Source organism: Streptomyces telluris (assembly GCF_024519335.1).
Lineage (GTDB): Bacteria > Actinomycetota > Actinomycetes > Streptomycetales > Streptomycetaceae > Streptomyces > Streptomyces telluris.
In genome coordinates, this window is record NZ_JANIID010000025.1 from 11,616 (window position 1) to 30,713 (window position 19,098).

The window sequence follows — 19,098 nt, forward strand, 5'->3', positions numbered from 1 at the left end:
CACGAGCCGGCCGGTGCCTGGCCTGCACGCTACGGCCCGCTACGGCGCGCTGCGCCAGCCGAGGCTGCGGCATGGCAGGAACGGCCGACGGTACGTACGTCCGAGGCACGTTCACCCTGGCGCCCCATGGCGGCAGAGCCCTGCAGCTGCTGTCGAGACCGTCCCCCGAAGCTCGTCCTTCGTCGTACGTCAGCGCGTCAACCCCTTGTCGTCAGCCCACTGGCCTCCAGAGGCGGCCCTTCGGACCCTGCCACGCGCTCGCGAATGGAGAAGGCCTTCTCCTACGACTTCGGTGGCGTGCGTGATCGTGACTGCACCCACCCCGAGGAGTCTGCGCGATCCCTGGGAGCGCTCGCCTATCTCGGAAGCCTTGCCCGGGATCCTTACAGCGCAGGACCCCTGACGCGAACCGATAAAGTGTTCGACGTTCGTGGCGGCATGCGCGTGACCCACGGAACGCAGGGAACGCACGCGTCACGGGGAGACAGTAAGTGAGCGGGTCCAGAACGACATACGGCAACGGTGCGGCCCCCGGCGGTGCACTGAAGGCGTTCCTCCGCTCCTGGGCAGGGGGTCGCGCGCATACCCCCACGGCCGACCACGTAGAGGACAAGCTCATCTTCGGGATGCAGCTCGCGCGTACGGTACTCGGCCTGGCCGCCGCAGTCTGGCTGGTCGCGGCCTATCCGCTGAACGGTGGCGGGCAGGAGTTCGTCCTCGGCAAGCTCCTCGAACTGGCCTTCTCCTGCGGAATCCTGGCGGTGGGAAGCATCATCGGCATCACCGCCTTCCTCATCGCGAGCACCCCTGACAGGCGGCGTGACTTCGCCGGGCGCCTGCGCGGGCCGATCTCAGCCGCCCTCCTGCTGGCCGCGGGCCCCCTCTGCATCTGGCTATCCGTCGAGACCCTCAAGGGTGACCTCATCGACGGCGAGGACCTCAAGGACCTCTTCTCGGCTGTCGCCGGCCCCGGAATCATCTGCACCGTGCTGGCCTTCCTGACCCTGGCCATCGGCTGGCTCGCGGCCCTCGCCGTGCTCCTCGGCTCGAGCGTCTACACGCTCCTCGCCACCTACGTCTGCGTCTTCGCATGCTTCCTGGCCAGGGACGTGCACCCGCTGCTCCCGGCGCTCATCTCACCGCTGCTGGTCTGGTCGCTCTTCGCGTTCCAGATGTTCAACGGCCCCGACGTCGCCGCGCCTCCGGAAGTGCTGTACACGTTCATGCTCGGCGGCCCGCTGTCCGTGACCACGCTGTCGGTCTGGGAAGTGCGCCGTCTGCGCATCCGCCACGGGATCACGCTGCGCGCCGCGCTAGGTCACTGAACACCCGGTCGCCGCGGCAACAACGCGGTCCGGCGGGCGGACGGGTCCGCCTCTTCAACGCTGCCTTCTGCCCAAAGAACAACCGGACAACCGGCCTCCCGGGCCGCCACGCTCGGGCGAACGACCGGTTCGCTGGGCGTGTTCCTGACGGCCCGGGAGTGGCGTTGTCCGCAGAAGCGCTCCCTCTGAATCCATAGCCGAATTCAGAGGGGCACTGCACCGCATCGCATCGCATCTGCCGCGCCTACGTCGTCGACCGGAGCGCCCGCACCGCGTCCGTCAGCTCCATGAGGCGCTGCTGCCCGACTGCGGGCACCTCGAAGCCCGCTGTACGGGCCCGGCCGACGAACTCGTCCGGCAGAGCGAGGTGATACGTGGTCACGTAGAAGGATAGATCTCCTCGCCATACCCATTCACCGTCGGTGAACAGGGAACTACCACCGACGATGTTCTCGCCCGACCCCAGCACGTCGTCCACCACGCCCATGGACGCGAAGAGAACGTGCCCGCCTTGCAGGTAGACCGCGATCCGCTGCTCGTCGGGGCTGGGCGCATCCGTCACGACGTCGCGGATGCTGCCCACGGAACCAGGGGTTGCCAGCCAGGTCTCTTCGTGGGAACCGAGGACCTTCATCGGGCAGTTCCTTTCGCTGGATCAGTCGAGGCGACAGATTTCGTTGAGCCGACGCGGTGCCCTCTGGTGTTGCGGGGACGCCGGCCTGTGACCACCACGCACATGCGCCACGTGGTCAAAAACTGCGTCGGCCAGCCGTCGCTGGCTGGACGCATGCGGGTCGGGTAAGCCGCCCGGGCATCCCTGTTCACAACGTGGCCTGCGCCACACTACGGGCACATTGACGCGACCTGACCTCCAGATCAAGATTACTCCCGGCGATCGATCACCATGTGTAATCCACCGAGCACACACTTGGGGGGACCAATGCGTATGCGACGTATGGCCGCGACCGGCGCGGCCTCCATCGCCCTGGCCACAGCGGGCCTGCTGGCGACGAGCGGCACCGCCGCTGCAGGCTCCAACGGGCAGCAGATCCACTTCAAGGACACCAAGCACAAGGTCGCTTCCATCTGGATCTACGGAAGCAATCAGAACGGCCAGGCCGTCGGCCTGTGCTGGCAGACCCCGGACGCCGACACCTATGTCCGCGGCCACTGGTGGAAGGGCATCGTCGACGTGCGGCTGTTCCGCAACCGTCACTGCGATGAGGCCAACCGGGGTGTCATCACCACGCTCCACCCGAAGGTCCCCAAGCAGCAGGACGGCAACTTCTACAAGGTCACGTACTAATCGACTAATCGACCATTGCGGCGCACAAACCGCCGCAGCACAACCTGCCGTTGACAAGCATCCGGACGCGGCCGCTACTCCAAGGGGTAGCGGCCGCGCCCCGTTGCCGTGTATCCCGCGGCGATGTCGCTGGGGGCAACTGAGCGGCACAGCGCGTTGACGATGACGATGACGCTGGCTATGGCGAGACGTCCACGGCCAATAGCAGCCGACCGTCGTCCACCGCCCTCGGTAGCGGCATCCCGGCCAGAGCTCAACACAGTCGGCAAACGATTTGCCCCTGGTTGCGCCCGGCCGCCGTTTCCCGGCACCCCGCGCGATGTCCTGCCCAAGATGACCGAACTGGTCACTTAAAGGAAGTGCCGGCCGATACGGTCGCCGGAGGCGGGGAACCGCCCCCCGGCGCCCGGTCAGTGAGCGGCGAGGAGCTCGAGTGTGTCGATCACGCGGTTCGAGAAGCCCCACTCGTTGTCGTACCACGCGACCACCTTGATGTGGCGGCCTTCGACGCGGGTGAGGGCCGAGTCGAAGATCGACGAGGCGGGATTGCCCGTGATGTCGGACGACACGAGCGGGTCGTCCGAGTACTCGAGGACGCCGGCGAGCGGTCCCTCCGCTGCGGCGCGGTACGCCTCCAGCACGTCCTCGCGCGTCACGTCGCGGGCGACGGTCGTGTTGAGTTCGACGATCGAGCCCACCGGCACCGGTACGCGGATCGAGTCGCCCGACAGCTTGCCGTCGAGGTTCGGCAGCACCAGGCCGATCGCCTTGGCGGCGCCGGTCGTGGTCGGCACGATGTTGACGCCGGCGGCCCGGGCGCGACGGGCGTCGCGGTGCGGACCGTCCTGCAGGTTCTGCTCCTGCGTGTAGGCGTGCACCGTCGTCATGAACCCGTGCTCGATACCGGCGAGTTCGTCGAGGACCGCGGCCAGCGGCGCGAGCGCGTTGGTGGTGCAGGAGGCGTTCGAGACGATCGTGTGCACGGCCGGGTCGTACGCGTCGGTGTTGACCCCGAACGCGAGCGTGACGTCGGCGCCGTCCGACGGCGCGCTGACGAGTACCTTCTTCGCGCCCGCGTCGAGGTGGGCCCGGGCGGCCTTGGCCGAGGTGAAGCGGCCGGTGGCTTCCAGGACGACGTCGATGCCGAGTTCGGCCCACGGCAGCTGAGCCGGTTCGCGCTCGGCCAGCACCGTGATCCGGCGGCCGTCGACGACAAGGGTGTCCCCGTCGACGGTCACCGGGCGCCCGAGCCGGCCGGCCGTGCTGTCGTAGGCGAGCAGCCGGGCGAGAGTGGCGGGCTCCGTCAGGTCGTTGACGGCGACGATCTCGAGGGCGCTGTCGCGCTCCAGCAGTGCGCGCAGCACATTGCGTCCGATGCGGCCGAATCCGTTGATGGCGATGCGAGTCATGAGTGATGTCCCTTCCCTTCGCCACCATGCTCGTCCGCGGCCGGCGCCGCTGACAGTGGCGGTATCGCCACGGTTCAAAAGGATCTCGCCACGCGGTGCCGGGCGAGTTACTCGCCCCGGGTGAAGGTGCGCCGGTACTCGCTCGGTGTGGTGCCGAGGATGCGCTGGAAGTGCAGGCGCAGGTTCGCGCCGGTGCCGAGCCCGATGTCGGCGGCGATCTGTTCGACGCTGCGCTGCGAGCGCTCGAGCAGTTCGCGGGCCAGGTCGATGCGGGCGCGCATCACCCACTGCATCGGCGTGTAGCCGGTCTCCTCGACGAAGCGCCGGGAGAACGTGCGTGGCGAGACCCCGGCCTGCCGCGCCAGTACGTCCAGGGTGAGGGGCTCGCCGAGTCGGTGCAGCGCCCACTCGCGGGTGGCGGCGAACCGCTCGCCCAGCGGTTCGGGAACGCTGCGCGGCACGTACTGGGCCTGGCCTCCGCTGCGATAGGGGGCCGCAACCAGACGCCGGGCCGCGTGATTGGACGCGGCCACACCGAGGTCGCCGCGCAGGATGTGCAGGCACAGGTCGATGCCGGAGGCGGCGCCGGCGGAGGTGAGCACACTGCCCTCGTCGACGAACAGCACGTTCTCGTCGACCTGGACCAGCGGATGCCTGGCCATGAGTGCCCGCGTGTAGTGCCAGTGCGTCGTGGCGCGCCTGCCGTCGAGCAGGCCCGTGGCGGCGAGCGCGAAGGCGCCCGTCGAGATGGCGGCGAGCCGCGCGCCCCGGTCGTGGGCGGCGATCAGTGCGTCGACGACGGCCTGCGGCGGGTCGTCACGGTCCGGGAAGCGGTAGCCGGGGACGAAGACGATGTCGGCCCACGCGAGCGCGTCGAGACCGTGGGCGACGTAGTACGCGAGGCCGTCGCCGCCGGCCACGGGACCGGGTGTCGCCCCGCACACCCGCACCTCGTACGGCATGCTGGCGCGGGTCGTGAAAACCTGCGCGGGAATTCCGACATCGAGCGGCTTCGCACCCTCGAGCACAAGGACGGCGACACGATGGAGATGGGGTGCGGACACGGGAAGAGATTACGTGAGGCCTGAGGCCTGAGGCCTGAGGTCTGAGGTCTGAGGTCTGAGGCCTCAGGCAGAGGCATGGCTTCGATGCGCCCACTGCGCGGACCCGGCAGGCGACACCTGCCGCTGTGGCCGCTGGTCGTTGCGTGGTTACCGAGATGACGGGTTTCCTCTGAAGGTTGCTCCTCCCTCGCCCTCACGGACACTGGGGTCACTGTCAGTGGGGACGTCTACGGTTCTGCCATGCCAAACTCCTACACGGCTCTGTGGACCAACGATCTCTGCCGAGAGCTTGAGCGATCCGGGTATGCCGGCCGGCGTCTGACGATGTTGTTCGGCGGTCCGCACCAGTCGCTCCCCAGCTTCCAGCGCGCAGGTGTTCAGCCCGGTGACACGATCTATCCCGTCCGGGCTTTCCGCACGCGTCTCCACGTTCTGGGAGCGATGGAAGTGTCGCGGATCATCCCGTACGAGCATGCCGGGTCAGAGCTCCACGATGACGACTACACGAAGCTTCTGGACTGGAGGCCCCTGAAGGCCGGCTGTGTGACGGAGGTGCTTCTCGGTCCGCCAGGCTCTCCCCTGACGTTCAGCACAGTCGTCCCTGCCGACGTCCTGGAGCGTCTGACCTTCACCTCGCGCCGCGGCGAGCGCAAGCTCAAGCATGTCGATGAAGGGCGACTCATGAGGTCGGCGAGCCTCCAGGGCATCTATCGGCTCGCCGCCGACTCCGCAGCCGAGCTCCGCGGGGTTGTCCTGGAACATAACCAGTGATCACCTCGCCCAGCCTTTGCGACGCCCGCCACATTCTCGCCCGCCACATTCTCGCCCACCGGGTCTGCGTCCGATCATGGCTGACTGCCACGAGCGCCTCCAGGTCCCCGGTCGGCATCGGCACACCCCAAGCGCCCACCAGGCGCCGAGACCACCGCCACCGGGACCAGGCATGTCAGAGCTGCCCCGAGGATCCTTCTGATGGTCACGGAGAGGAGCTGACGGCCGGGTAGGCTCGCCCGCTATGGATCAGCAGCACATGTACCCGGCACCACCAGCCACCGCGCCAACCGCACCAACCGCGCCAACCACGGACATTCCCTCAGCAACTGATGGAAGGGCTGGTCTACGCCGACCCCGGCGTCGCATACCCAAGCCGCAGCTCGGCAGTGTCCTCGACGACAAGGGCCTGCTGATCGGCCTCCTGCTGCTTCCCTTTCTGGCGGCCGTTGCGTTCGTCGCCCAGTTCCTGGAGTTGCTCTACTACCTCTGCCTGCTGGTCTACGGAATCGTGATGAGCCCCTTCTGGTCCGTCCGCGCCCTGTGGCGGGCCTTCGGGCCGGCCGCGACACCGGAGGAACTGGGCCGTCGGGCGGAAGCACGAAAGACGGTGAAGACGACCGCCGGCTGCCTGGCCTGGATCGTGGGTCTCCTCATCGTGATACTCGGCGTGATGGTGGCGATCGGGCTGAACATGGACAAGTAAGACCCTGGAAGCCCCCCATGATGGGGGGACGAGAAAGGGTGCGACCATCCTCGGGTGCGAGAGATCGATGAGTTGGTCAACGTAGATGATCCGGCGTGGCCGGAGCTTCAGGAGATGCTTTCGGTGAGCTCCGTGCCTGTTCAGGTACTGCCCGCCGACATTGACGAAAGTCGTCGCTGCCTTCTGCAGCTGCAGGTCACGGCGCGTTCGGTGCTGGGGGCTCTGGCCTTGAATACCGGCGGACTGCTCGTGGACAACGGGTGGGTGCGAGTGTTCGGCGGAGGCGGGAGTCCGTTCGCGGGCGGGGGGCTTCCGAGCCTGGCGCAGGTCAACCGCTTCCCCGCGGACTTCGATCCCGCATGGCATCCCGCGACGGGTCTCGTCGTCGGCCAGGACGTCGTCGGTGGAGTCTTCGCGCTGAACGGTGGCGATCCGGCGGCTACGGGTCGCCCTGGGGAGCCTGGACAGATGACGTACTTCGCTCCCGACACCCTGGCGTGGGAAGCACTGGGAATGGGTCACTCCAGCTGGGTCTCCTGGCTGCTCTCGGGTCGGTTGGAGACGTTCTACGACGGGCTGCGATGGCCCGGCTGGCGTGAGGAGGCCACAGCGCTGGCCTTCTCACAGGGCATCTCCGTGTATCCGTTCCTGTGGTCCGAGGAGGCCCACGGCGATCTCGCGGCGACGAGCCGGCGCCCTGTGCCGATGCGCGAGGTCATCGGAGTCGCCGCGGACTTCGCCCGGCAGGTGGGGCCGTCTGATCCCGGGTTCCTCGGCGACGTGTGACCGGTTTTCCCCTGCGGCGATGACACACAGGGGTCCCGGTGAACAGCACGCGCCACTATGGTGGGCCGATGGCATCGATCAAGCAGTTCCAAGTCACCTTCGACTGCGCAGAACCTGAGCGCGTCGCTCGTTTCTGGTGCGAGGTGTTGGGGTACGTCGTACCGCCGCCCCCGGAGGGGTACGCCACCTGGGACGATTTCAATCGCGCACTGCCGCCCGAGCGTCAGGGTTCAGGGTTCGCATGCATCGATCCCTCGGGTGTGGGCCCGCGACTGTACTTCCAGCGCGTTCCCGAAGGGAAGGTCGTCAAGAATCGGGTGCACCTTGACGTGCGGGTCGGCACCGGGCTCGTGGGTGAGGAGCGCCTCGCCGCGCTTGAGGCCGAATGCGCACGGCTGGTCGCGCTCGGCGCGGTACGCGTACAACTGCTGGTTGCCGATGACTACAACGAGTCGTGCCTGGTGATGCAGGACATCGAGGGCAACGAGTTCTGTCTCGACTGAGCGACCGCGAACGCGCGCTCGTCCTGTCGGGGCACTGTGGCACAGCTCGCCGGATCAGGTGCTCGGGACGGGCGAGCCGTGCCGGTCAGAACGAGACGTCGAAATAGTCGATATTCGTGAACGCGACTTCAAGGTTGCCGGCGCGGCGACCGCCGTCTTTGAAGTACACCTCTTGCAGTCCCTCGGCGACGATCTCGCGCAACTGCTGGTCGCCGGCTCCTTGCTGCTTGGCGTCGAACAGGCGCTGCGCGTAGGCCGGGGGGAGGTGGACCGTCAGGCGGCGGAAACGGCCGTCGTCGGTTGTGCCGATCGGTGCGGTATAGCCGAACTGCGCCCGGGTCTCGACTGTGATGCCGGTGGCGGTGGCGGCTTGGCGGCGGCGCCGTTTGCGTACCTGCGGCTGCCAGCGGGCGCGGACGGCCGCGTCCATGCGGTCGGCGATGGGCTTCGGCGGATTCTTGCGCTCGCCGGTGCGGTAGCGCTCCACCGACCGCTGGGTGACCCCTAGCTCCCGGGCGACGGCCTTGGTCGTCTTGAGCTGTCTGATCAGGAAGTTCACACGCGCCTGGACGGACTTGGGCGGTTCGCGGGTGAACGCCTCCTGGTCGGCGCGGTCGATGGCCTCATCGATATCTCCCACGGCCTACTCCCCCTCGTCCAGCGATGCGTCGTGGCCGTCGCCCTTGATGTGACGGGCCGGGTTGTAGCCCTGCTCCATCAGGTCGACCGCCCAGGACATCTCCTGCACGCCCTCCACCTTCGCCAGCCCCGGGGTCGGCCCGAGGCGGAACGCACCGGGCTGCGGCTTACCGGAGGCGCTGTACGGCAGGAAGTCCAGCGGCGAGCGACCGGGGCTCGGGTAGACCACGCAGTCGGACAGGACGGCAAGCGGGTACAGGCCCGTCATCCGGGCCATGTTGAGCAGCTTGCGGTGCATGTTCACCCGCGCTTTGCTGATGACGGCGGCGCGGATGTCGGGGCGCCAGGTCGGGCGCTCCAGCGCCGGCCACCGCTCGCCGTCCCTGTAGTGACGGCCCTGGGGGCGCTCGCGCAGCTTGCCCACGCCACCCTTGATCGTGGCCTTGATGGCGCTGAGGACAGCCGCCAGTCCAGGGTCGAGTTGCTTGTGCTGCTCCATCGCGGCGAGGAAGGCGTGGTCGTCCAGGTCCTTGGTGACGCCGAGATCGGCGAGGGTGTCGACGTAGGCGGTCTTGAGGCGGTCGTGCCAAGGGTCGAGGTACGCGCCGGTCTCGCGCCGCAGGTACGCCTCGATCGGGGCGACGTTGCAGCCCAGCTCATGGGCGTAGGCGACGGTGTGCGTCTGGTACCAGGCCGGGCCCGTCGGGCGTTCCCCGGTCGGCGTGAACGGGCTGGGCAGACGGGGGTCCAGCTCGATGCGGGACAGGTCCACCAGCCAGGATCCGGGGATCTTCGGGTTGAAGGGCGGGCTTGCGAAGTGCTCGGGGCCGGACAGGCCCACGGTGAGCCGGGCGGCCGCGGCGAGGAAGGCCGTGTTCAGGTCCAGGCCGACCGCGAAGGGCAGCAGGCACTCCTCATCCGAGAGCAGATCGATGTTGCGCACCCACTGGTACGCCTCTTCGTCCAGGAATCCACCGGTCCAGCCGCTGCCCACGACGACGGGGTGCTCGGGGGTGGCCTCCGGCGGCGCCGGGTCCACCGGCTCGGTCCCGAGACTGCCGGGGTTGTGGCCCGCTACCCAGTTGCCGGTGCTGCGGTCCTGCACGGCCCGGGTCGGCGGGCGCAGCGCCGTCATGAGCTCCAGGCCGGAGACGGCCGTGCTGCCGCGCGGGGTGATGACCCGGTTCGCGTAGACGCCGAGGACTCGGGCGATGCCGGCCGGTTCCATCTGCGCGACGCCCGGCCACGACCGGGCGTCGAGTGCGTCCCAGGAGAGGACGGCGAGCTGCACGCACTGCCGCTGCCCGGCCTGGGCGGGACGGTAGATCCGGGCCCACGGACCGAACCCGCGCTGCGTGAGCTTCCACTTCGCCTTCGTGATCTGCTTGACCACGGGATGGTCGTCGTCCAGGCGTAGGGAGCGGCGCTGCTCGGGGCCCTCCAGGCGCTCCGGGAGCCCGAGTTTCACGGTGGCGGCCGCGGTGAGGACGATCAGTGGGTCGGCGTCCTTGCCGTTGCGGTGCAGGCGCGGGGCCCCGAGACCGGACTCGGTCAGTGTCCACTCCACCAGCTGCGGGATGGTGGTTGCCGGGCAGTCCAGCACGAGGCCGTCCAGGCCGTAGGCTCGGCCGTCGCCGTCCAGTACGGCGAGGGGGCCGTGCGGGAAACGCGGGTCGGTGCCGGCGGCCTGGGCAGCAGGCTTCCGCACCGGACGGCGCGACGTCTCCGGGCGGGCGGGTGCCGGGCGTTCCGGCTCCGGCGCGGCCGCGCGGGTGGCAGTGGCGGTGGCAATGGCGGTGGCGGGAGGATGTGGTGCTGTCTCCGTCTCGGGGGCAGCAGGGGTAGCGGTGGTAGCCAGGGCAGTGGACGTCCCGGGGACCGGCTGCGGGTCCGGTGCAACCGCCGGGGCAGGCACAGAGGCAGGGGTCGAGGCCGGGACGGTGCCGTGCTTCGGGTACTTCTCCGCCCAGCCCTGAAGCAGCCGCTGGTACGCCTCCAGACGCGGCGGCTTCGGCTCGCTCCGGCCGTTCTCCCAGTTCTTCACCGTCTGCGTCGTCGACCGCAGAGCCTGCGCAAGGCGGGCCTGGGTGATACCGGCGGCCTCGCGCAGCCGGGCCCGCTCCGCCGGGGGCGGCAGCTGCGGCTCCTCCGCCAGCAGGGCGTCCACGGACGCGAACAGCTCTTCCTCGGTTGCCATGTCCCTCCATCCTCCAGGGCGGACACTACCAACCTTTACCCTCACCTAGGGAATGGATTTAACCTTCACATTAACCCTTTCGGGGGACTGTGCATCGCTGCCCGGGTCCCGGTTGTCCGGTCGACGGAGATCGCCCCCGTCATGAACTGGTCGTCACACACATCTTCCTCATCGGCCGGCTGATCCGAGCCGCCCTCGACGCGCCCGAGTGGCGCTGGATGGGCCTCAACCACGGCAACGCAGCTCTGACCCTCATCCGCTACGTCCCCGGCAAGCCGCTCTCCATGCTGTTCTACAACGACATGCGACACCTACCCGCAGGACTGCGCTGGACCGGCTTCCCGTCTGAACTCCACATCTGATCGCGGGACCCTCCCTCCCCCGCAACCGGCAACCCGCAACCCGCATTGCGCTTGTTCTGCTGCCGCACGCTGGGCATGATCGACTCATGACCGCCAACGCCATACCCAACCATCAAGTCCGTTTAACTTTCACTGATTTCGTGCTCGACCCGGCGGACCCGAATGTCATGCGCAAGGTCGTGGAACTCAGGGCAGACGTACTGACCTTCACCGAAGGCGCGGTCACGCTCTGGCTCGAGGGAACCGAAGTTGGCACCTTCCCGGCCGACCACCTCAGTGCAGTTGAGCTTCCCTCGGCCTCCTCACCGGATCCGCGCGCATATGCGGTCGAGGAGATCAGGAAGCAATACGCGAACGCCTATCAACGATGGTCACCGGAAGACGAAGAACTCCTCCTGGAAAGACATGCCGCCGGCGACAGCATCGAGGCTCTCGCTGAGCGGTTCGCGCGTCAGCCGAGCGCGATCCGGTCGCGGCTGGACAAGCTCGGAGTGGAGGAGGCATCTGTGAACCACTCCTCAGCGATCAACCCGCCGTTCTGAACCAAGGAGCCCGGCCATCGGTGAACAGATGGCAAGACAGAACCAGCCAGTGGGCCAACGCTGCGTAGCCGCACGAACGCGTCAAGCCGTGACCGGCCCCCCTAAACCCCCCTAAACGACGGTCCTACGCCCCGGAGTTGGACGTTCTTCCTAGGCAGCCATATGGAACATACGTACCGTCGCCTCCATGACCGCCGCCCCAAACGGCCTCGCCGATCGTCGTACCTGGACGGGGCTCTTCGTCCTCCTGCTTCCCACCCTGGTCCTCTCGATGGACATGGGTGTGCTGTTCTTCGCCGTGCCGTTCATCAGTAGCGACCTGCAGCCCAGCGGCACCCAGCAGCTGTGGATCATGGACAGCTACTCGTTCCTGCTGGCCGGGCTGCTGATCCCGATGGGGGCCTTCGGAGACCGCATCGGCCGCCGAAGGCTCCTGCTCTGCGGCGCGGCCGGGTTCGCCGCGGCCTCCCTGCTGGGCGCGTACTCCCACGGGGTTACGCAGCTGATCGCGGCCCGCGCGTTGCTGGGCATCACCGGTGCCACCCTGATGCCCTCCACGCTCGCCCTGATCCGCAACATGTTCCACGACCCCAGGCAACGGCAGACCGCCATCACCGCCTGGACCGCCGCGAGCACCGCCGGTGCCACGCTGGGGCCGGTGGCCGGCGGGCTGCTGCTGAACCACTTCTGGTGGGGATCGACCTTCCTGCTCTCCATACCGGTCATGGCGCTGCTGATGCTCGCGGGCCCGTTCCTGCTCCCCGAGTACCGCGCCCCCCGCGACGGCCGCTTCGACCTGCTGGGCGCCGGGCTCTCGCTGGCGACGGTCCTGCCGGTCGTCTACGGCGTCAAGACACTGGCGATCGAGGGATGGAGCCCGGCTCCGGCACTGGTCCTGGCCGTCGGCCTGGTGCTGGGTCTCCTCTTCGTCCACCGCCAGCGCACGGCGGCGCATCCGCTCATCGACCTGGGCCTCTTCAGGATCAGGACCTTCAGCGGTGCGCTCACCGTCAATACGGTCGCCATGTTCGCCATGATGGGTTTCACCCTCTTCACCTCGCAGTACCTGCAGCTGATCAAGGGCATGAGCCCGCTCGCGGCCTCGCTCTGGTCTCTGGTGCCGAGTGCCGGGGTGGGGGTAGCGGTCGGCCTGTCCTCGGTGCTCTCCGGCAGGGTCCGCCCCGCCCATCAGATGTCCGGCGGACTGCTGGTGGGTGCTCTCGGCTTCGGGCTGATGACCCTGGTGGGGCCCGACTCCCCGGTGGCGCTGGTGCTCACCGCGGCCGGTGTGCTGTGCGCGGGCACCGTCGGGACCATGACGCTCACCGCCGACCTGGCGATCTCGGCCGCTCCGGCCGAGCGGGCCGGAGCGGCCGCCGCGACCTCGGAGACCGCCACCGAGCTGGGCAGTTCGCTGGGGATCGCCGTGCTCGGCGCGGTCGGCGCGGCGGTCTACCGGTCGCAGTTGACCGACTCGATGCCGTCCGGACTGCCGAGGGAGGCGGCGGACGCCGCGCGTGACACGCTCGGCGGCGCGGTCGCCGTCGCAGCACGACTGCCGGACCTGGCCAGGAACGAGCTGGCCGCCACCTCCCGGGCGGCGTTCGCGGACGGGATGCACCTGGCGGCGCTGGTCGGCCTGGTCTTCATGGTCGGCGCGGCGCTGCTGGGGGGCCGCCTGATGCGTCACCTCCCGGCAAGCACGCCTCCTCCCCCGCCCCCCGAGGCGAGGCCGGAACGGGCTGAAACCGACGCCCAAGACGTCGCCGGCATCGGCGCCGAGCCCGGGGAGGCCACCGTCCTGGCGGCCGTGCCGACCCAGGGCCGGAGCAGGGGTCGAAGTAACGGCCGGAGCGCCGGCCAGAGCTGACGGCTCGCACCGGGGCGGACGGGCGGCCTTTCGGTCCGTCAGGGCGGTGGCCACAGAGGTCGGCCGAAGAACCCGGGGGGCATTCCACGGCAAGGCCCGGCCCGGCGGCCTGCCTCCGGCCCCGCACCATGCGCGGTGAACCGCGCCGAAATCACGGCCCCACCACCTGCCGCACCACCGGTGCGGAACTCGCCGGGCGGAGAGTCCGCTGGAGAGCCGGCCGGAAAGCCAGCCGGTAGGCCGGCCGACTCACACGGCGAGAGTCGACATAACGCCACAACGATTGCGATCAATCTTGAGAAATCAACGCAACAGCGGGTCCGCATCCGGGCCGCTCGACGTCACCCCTCACACCGGCCCCGCCGGCTCCCGGCCCTACACCCGCGCCGTATCTCCTATGGAGTGGGTGTTCCTGGGCATGAGACCGGGGCACTGCGTGGTCCACGTAGTGGAAGGCGACGGGGACCTGTCGGCCGAAGCCCTCGCCAAGGCAGTGACGGTCGCCGCCGCAGCGTCGCCCGGGATGCGGCTGATACGCCAGGGCCGTCGATGGGTGGACAGCGGAACGCCTCCCACCGTCACCGTGGTCGCCGGCACGCCCGACGAGCATGACCGTACGCCTGGCGACCACGGCCGACTCGGCGCGCCCTACCTGCACCGCACGCTGGACGGCTCCGGTGCCACATGCGAGGTGGTACTGATCCCCGGAACGCCTTCCACCGTGGTGTTCCGTGCCTTCCACGGCGTCACCGACGGGCGCGGCCTGCTGCTCTGGGCCGCGGACGTGTTCCGGGTGTTGCGCGGTGAGGATCCGCTCGGCGCACCGTCCCGGCTCAACGACGAGGAGCTGATCGAGCGGATCGTCCGGCCCGGCGGCCTGCCGCCGGCCCTGCCCACCCCCAAGATGGAGTGGCCGTCGCTGCTCGGCCGTCGCGCCGCGACCTCGTCCGGCCTGCTCCGGCGCCGCCGCACCGTGGACGGTCGCCACCCGGCGGCGACGGCCAGGATCGCCGCGGCGCTGGCCGACACGTACGGCTCCGGGCACGGACGGTTCTTCGTACCGGTCGACCTGCGCCGCCACCTCCCGGAACCGCGCTCCACCGCCTCGCTCGTCCGCGCGCTGCGGCTGGACGTCAGCGCCGGTGACACCTGGCAGGAGGTGCACCAGCGGATACTCACCGCCCTTGCCGAAAGCGCCGAACTGGCCCCGCCGTTCGCCAAGTCGACGCTGCGCATGCCGCTGCCGCTGCTGCGGGCCGTCAACACCGGCATCGACCACTTCGCGACCCGGAAGAACCGCTACAACAGCCTGGCCTACCTCTCCCACATGGGCAGCGTCGACCTGGCCGACTACAGTGCCGGGGAGTTCCACGCCCGCACGGTCTACACGCTGGGCACCACCAGCCCGGGCAGCCCGCTGGAGGTCAACCTGGTGGAAACCGGCGGGCACACGGAGCTGACCGTGGCCTGGCATGACGGCCCCGGCATGGCGGAGCGCGCGGACGCCGTGCTGGACACCATCGAGGAGGCCCTGTCCCCTGGAAAGTACCGGCAGTGGGAAGGCAACCGCACCGAACGCCCGCTGCCGTCCGGCCACTCGGTCATCGAACTCTTCCGTGCGCAGGTCGAGCGCACGCCGGACCGCATCGCGGTCAGCGGCCCCGAAGGCGACGTAAGTTACCGGGAGTTGAGCATCCGAGCGGATTCCGTCGCCGCCGAACTGCGCCGTCAAGGCGTCGGGGCCGGCAGTGTAGTGGGGCTGCTGGCGGGCCGTACCGTGGCCGCACTGGCCGGGCTGTGGGGCGTGCTCCGGACAGGGGCGTGCTACCTCCCGCTGGACGTCCGGCACCCGGACGCCCGCCTCACCGACCTGCTGGACGACGCCGACGTCACCTTCTGCCTGGTGGAACGGCCCTATGACCTGCGCGAATGCGTCCGATCGAACCGTAAGGCGCTGATTCTGGACGACCTCGTGGTCAGCGATCCCCAGTCCGGCCCCGGCCCCCACCCCGGCCTTGGCCCCGATCACGATCACGCTCACGACCTTGATCCGGACCTCGTTCCGGGCCCCGTTCCCGCTTCCGCACCGCACGAGGACGCCGCCGTCAGTCCCGAGGACCTGGCCTACGTCATCTACACCTCGGGCTCCACCGGCCGGCCGAAGGGTGTGCAGATCGAGCACCGGAACCTGCTCAACTACGTCCACTGGGCGACCCGCGCGTTCGACGTGGACAGGGACACCCGGATGCCTCTGCTCACCTCACCCTCCTTCGACGTCTCGGGCACGTCCGTCTTCCTGCCGCTGCTGGCCGGCGGTCGCGTGGTGCTGATGCCGGACGACCCCAACCACCTCTCACTGCGGGAGCTGCTGCAGCACTCGGGCGCCAACACGCTGAACCTCACCCCGGCCCACCTCGACCTGATCGGACGGCTCGACCTGTCGCCCACCGGATACCGGACGGTGGTCGTGGTCGGTGAGCAGCTGCGGGTGGAGGTGGCCGCACGGGCCCAGGAGATGTTCGGGCGTGACTGCCGCATCATCAACCTCTACGGCCCGACCGAGGCCACCATCGGGTGCACCGCCCACACCTTCGACCCCGTGGTGGACGGCACCGGCGCCGTGGTACCGATCGGTCTCCCCGCGGACAACACGACCGTATTCCTGCTGGACTCCGAGCGCCGGTTCGTCGCCCCCGGCGAGACCGGCGAGATGTACCTGGGCGGGGCGCAGCTCGCCCGCGGTTACCTGGGCCGCCCCGATCTCGACCGGGAGCGGTTCGTCCACCTCGCCGACGAGAGCCGCGTCTACCGCACCGGCGACCTCGCCCGGCTCCTGCCGTCGGGCGAGATCGAGTACGTGGGACGCATCGACGACCAGGTCAAGGTACGCGGGCATCGGGTCGAACCCGCCGAGGTGGCCCGGGCGCTGGAGCAGCACCCTGCGGTGGAACGGGCCGTCGTGGCCACCAGGACCAGGCCCGGCCATCCGGGCAAAGCCCTGTACGGCTACGTGCTGACCTCCTCCCCCGTGACGGAAGCGGAGCTGACCGGGCACCTGGCCGAACTGCTGCCCTCCTACATGGTCCCGGCCGCCACCATGGTGGTGCCGCAACTGCCCTACACAGTGAGCGGCAAGGTGGACACGAAGGCGCTGCCGGACCCGTTCGACGGCGCAGCGGACAGTGCGGACAGTGCGGACCGCCCGGACAAGCGCGGGGCCGAAGCGGCGGAGCCGACGGATCCGGTCGAGGAGGCAGTGGCGGACATCTGGGCACGCACCCTCGGGGTGGAACGCTCCCGGCTGGACGCCCAGGCCGACTTCCACCGCTTCGGCGGTGATTCGCTCTCGCTGCTCGCCATGGCCGGGGCCGTCTGCCAGGAGTTGCTGGCCCCGGAACAGGAAAAGGCATTCGTGGCGCAACTGACCCGCATCGCGGGCGAGCCGACCCTGGAACAGGTGGCAGCGCTGACCCGCGAGGCGCTCGGCTGACGCCGACATCGGCACCGCACACCCGTCCTACCTTGTCCGTCCCCTGTCCTGCCCTGCCCTGTCCCGCCCGACCGCTGACCTGGCCAGCAGGGCAGGGCAGGCATCTCCCGCCTCACGGGCCTCCGTCGGCGCCGAGCACGCCTCGGACGGGATCTCACCGAAGGCCGTCCTCGGCCCTGCGCGGTACCTGGTGCAGCACAGTTCCTGGTGCAGCACAGTTCCTGGCGCAGCGCAGGGCCTCGCCGGGTGGCCCGGCGCGCGGCGGCGTGCGATCAGCGGCGGAGTTGGATCCGGTAGACGCGCCGCAGGTCGGGGTGCTCCGCCACGCTCCAGAGGCGGTCGGCGTCGTAGCTGAGGTCTTCGGGTCCGATGGCGAGTGTTCCGTGGAGTTTCGGGTCGCCGCTACGGCCCTTGTGCAGCCACAGTTGCCCCGCCTTCGGGGCGAGTGCCCCGACCGCTTCGCTGGCTGCGGGGCCCTGCGTGCCGCGGTCGTTGGCGGCGTAGTACGCGTCCTTGCCCACGGCGACCGCCCCTTGGACGTAGGTCTTGGACAGCCAGTCCTCCTCGGACAGCCCGTCGACCAGATAGCCGGTCGGCGCCAGGTCCCAGCGCACGACCCTGCCCCGGTCGCCGTTGTCCAGGAATTCGCTGACGACGAGGGAGTGGGGTTCGTTGGGGCGCGTGCGGTCCAGTGACAGCTGCGAGTGCCGCAGCTTGCCGCTGCCCCGGTTCTCGTACACGTGGTGCAGCGGGAGGATGTAGTCGTAGCCGAAGGCCTTGGCCTTGTCCGCGCCGTCCACCTTGACCATCCGGGAGAGGTCGAAGGCGCTCAGCCCGCCCTGTTTGAAGGGAGCGAGCCGGCCGGGCAGGTTGGCGACGTAGAGGAAGTTCCCGACCCAGGCCACGCCGCCCGCGTGCATGATCACCGGCTGGAAGGTGGCGGTGTCCGAGCCCTCCTCCTGGATGGGCTCCACCAGCAGCACGTGTTCGTAGCGCGGCTTCTGCGGGTCACCGGTCACGTCGACGAAGCTGATCCGGGCGCCGCGCTTCTCGTAGTTCTCGTAGCCGTACCAGCTGACGGCGACGACTTTCCGGCCGTCCACGGTGCCGCCGTAACCGTCGACGCTGGTGCTGATTCCCTGGGGGTACCACTGGGTGGTCTTGCCGTCCAGCTGGCCGTGCGGGTCCTTGGTGTCCGGGTCCCAGGAGAAGCCGTAGTCGAAGCCGGTCGGCTCCACGCCCGTGCCGGGCCCGTCACGCCAGTTGCCCACGGAGCCACCGGTGCGTGTCGCCTGGCGCAGCACGTCCTTGACCAGGTCCGCGGCGGGTAAGCGGCGGCTCAGAGTCTCGGCTGCGGTGCCCCAGTAGCGATGGTTCTGCGAGGGGCTGAGCCGCATCGCCAGGGGGAAGCCGTCGGACGCCGCGTGCGCTGTGGAGGGCAGCAGACCGCCGGTGGCAGCAGCCAGGGGTATCGCCGCCATGCCGCGTATGACCGCTCTTCGCGAGGTATTCATGATCAGACACGGTAGGGGCGGAGTCCGTCATTCGGTACGGCTGGGACACAAGTGGCCATAGGTACGGGACGACGGTCTGTCGAGGTCCTTGCGAGATCATGGGGTCATGGACGACCTGACTCCGATACGAGACGTCGCGGACCGGTTCGAACTGCCGCTCTCGACATTGCACTACTGGGAGCGGCGCGGTCTGGTGGAGCCGCACCGGCGTTCCGGGCGACGGTACTTCGACACCGAGCAGGTCTACCGCGTGGCACTGATCAAGTTGTGGCGGGAGACCGGCCTGATGTCCATCGAGGAGATCGCCGGCCTCCTGCACCGTGACGCCACCGGCACCGGCGACACCGGCGTCACCGACGACACCGGCGACGGTGCCGACTGGCAGGAGACCGTCCACGGCCATATCGCCGCCCTCGACGCGCACATCGCCCGCCTCAATGCCGCGCGCGCCTATCTCGGCCACCTCCTCACCTGCGCACACGGCGACGACCTGGAGAAATGCCCGGACTTCCGGGCGACCGTCCCCGTGTCCCCCTGACCCTGACCGCTCACGTGGCGAGGCCTGATAGCGCGGTGCCGGTGGTCACCCGGAGCAGGGCACGGTGCCGGAGCGG

At 69.3% G+C, this 19,098-nt stretch carries 16 protein-coding genes and 2 pseudogenes; 12 read left to right on the top strand and 6 right to left on the bottom strand.

The genetic code is table 11. From position 1 onward, the window contains the following. Positions 1–491 precede the first annotated feature (491 nt). Positions 492–1,325 (top strand): hypothetical protein, encoded by an 834-nt coding sequence (locus NQU55_RS24240; RefSeq protein WP_256791107.1) that lies wholly within the window; start codon positions 492–494, stop codon positions 1,323–1,325. 244 nt (positions 1,326–1,569) lie between these two features. Here NQU55_RS24240 and NQU55_RS24245 read toward each other — a convergent pair whose 3' ends face one another. Then, complete coding sequence (locus tag NQU55_RS24245; protein ID WP_256791108.1) at positions 1,570–1,959, bottom strand: hypothetical protein; 390 nt, start codon at positions 1,957–1,959, stop codon at positions 1,570–1,572. A gap of 312 nt (positions 1,960–2,271) precedes the next feature. Here NQU55_RS24245 and NQU55_RS24250 point away from each other — a divergent pair, with 312 nt between their 5' ends. Next, a complete protein-coding gene (locus NQU55_RS24250; protein WP_256791109.1) occupies positions 2,272–2,631 on the top strand; it encodes a hypothetical protein in 360 nt (119 codons plus the stop codon). Between the two features lie 410 nt (positions 2,632–3,041). Here the strand turns inward: NQU55_RS24250 and gap are convergent, their stop codons facing one another. After that, positions 3,042–4,040, bottom strand: a complete 999-nt coding sequence (gap, locus tag NQU55_RS24255; protein WP_256791111.1) for a type I glyceraldehyde-3-phosphate dehydrogenase — start codon at positions 4,038–4,040, stop codon at positions 3,042–3,044. Positions 4,041–4,147: 107 nt separating this feature from the next. After that, positions 4,148–5,104 (bottom strand): GlxA family transcriptional regulator, encoded by a 957-nt coding sequence (locus NQU55_RS24260; RefSeq protein ID WP_168093263.1) that lies wholly within the window; start codon positions 5,102–5,104, stop codon positions 4,148–4,150. 240 nt (positions 5,105–5,344) lie between these two features. Between NQU55_RS24260 and NQU55_RS24265 the strand changes: the two genes are divergently transcribed. The 4 genes from NQU55_RS24265 to NQU55_RS24280 all read left to right on the top strand — a co-directional run bounded on the left by NQU55_RS24265 (position 5,345) and on the right by NQU55_RS24280 (position 7,870). After that, positions 5,345–5,875 (top strand): hypothetical protein, encoded by a 531-nt coding sequence (locus NQU55_RS24265; protein WP_240976405.1) that lies wholly within the window; start codon positions 5,345–5,347, stop codon positions 5,873–5,875. 244 nt (positions 5,876–6,119) lie between these two features. After that, entirely contained in the window at positions 6,120–6,581 is a 462-nt protein-coding gene (locus tag NQU55_RS24270) for a hypothetical protein (protein WP_256791112.1), read from the top strand. A gap of 54 nt (positions 6,582–6,635) precedes the next feature. Next, complete coding sequence (locus NQU55_RS24275) at positions 6,636–7,367, top strand: DUF2625 family protein (RefSeq protein WP_256791113.1); 732 nt, start codon at positions 6,636–6,638, stop codon at positions 7,365–7,367. 68 nt (positions 7,368–7,435) lie between these two features. Beyond that, positions 7,436–7,870, top strand: a complete 435-nt coding sequence (locus tag NQU55_RS24280) for a VOC family protein (protein ID WP_168095804.1) — start codon at positions 7,436–7,438, stop codon at positions 7,868–7,870. 85 nt (positions 7,871–7,955) lie between these two features. Here NQU55_RS24280 and tpg read toward each other — a convergent pair whose 3' ends face one another. Together tpg and tap are read right to left on the bottom strand one after the other, a co-directional pair. Then, a complete protein-coding gene (gene tpg / locus NQU55_RS24285) occupies positions 7,956–8,510 on the bottom strand; it encodes a telomere-protecting terminal protein Tpg (protein WP_168095803.1) in 555 nt (184 codons plus the stop codon). Positions 8,511–8,513: 3 nt separating this feature from the next. Next, positions 8,514–10,706: a telomere-associated protein Tap gene (gene tap / locus NQU55_RS24290; RefSeq protein ID WP_168095802.1), complete on the bottom strand. Its 2,193-nt coding sequence runs from the start codon at positions 10,704–10,706 to the stop codon at positions 8,514–8,516. Between the two features lie 116 nt (positions 10,707–10,822). On the opposite strand from tap, the pseudogene NQU55_RS24295 reads away from it, so the two are divergent. From NQU55_RS24295 to NQU55_RS37275, 5 genes and pseudogenes are all read left to right on the top strand, one after another. Further along, positions 10,823–11,068: pseudogene (locus NQU55_RS24295) on the top strand (histidine phosphatase family protein); the annotation flags it as partial. Positions 11,069–11,154: 86 nt separating this feature from the next. Then, a complete protein-coding gene (locus NQU55_RS24300; protein WP_168095801.1) occupies positions 11,155–11,610 on the top strand; it encodes a hypothetical protein in 456 nt (151 codons plus the stop codon). A 187-nt stretch (positions 11,611–11,797) separates the two neighbouring features. Then, positions 11,798–13,480 carry an MFS transporter gene (locus tag NQU55_RS24305; RefSeq protein ID WP_256791114.1) on the top strand — a complete coding sequence of 561 codons (1,683 nt, stop codon included), beginning with the start codon at positions 11,798–11,800 and terminating at the stop codon, positions 13,478–13,480. 1,486 nt (positions 13,481–14,966) lie between these two features. Then, positions 14,967–16,382 (top strand): annotated as a pseudogene (locus tag NQU55_RS37270) (amino acid adenylation domain-containing protein); the annotation flags it as partial. Between the two features lie 12 nt (positions 16,383–16,394). Next, a complete protein-coding gene (locus NQU55_RS37275; RefSeq protein ID WP_443744704.1) occupies positions 16,395–16,970 on the top strand; it encodes an acyl carrier protein in 576 nt (191 codons plus the stop codon). A 272-nt stretch (positions 16,971–17,242) separates the two neighbouring features. On the opposite strand, the gene NQU55_RS24315 is transcribed toward NQU55_RS37275, so the two are convergent. Beyond that, positions 17,243–18,451 carry a hypothetical protein gene (locus NQU55_RS24315; protein ID WP_168094017.1) on the bottom strand — a complete coding sequence of 403 codons (1,209 nt, stop codon included), beginning with the start codon at positions 18,449–18,451 and terminating at the stop codon, positions 17,243–17,245. A gap of 139 nt (positions 18,452–18,590) precedes the next feature. Between NQU55_RS24315 and NQU55_RS24320 the strand changes: the two genes are divergently transcribed. Beyond that, positions 18,591–19,022, top strand: coding sequence for a helix-turn-helix domain-containing protein (locus NQU55_RS24320; RefSeq protein WP_168094016.1), 432 nt, complete (start codon positions 18,591–18,593; stop codon positions 19,020–19,022). Positions 19,023–19,098: the final 76 nt, after the last annotated feature.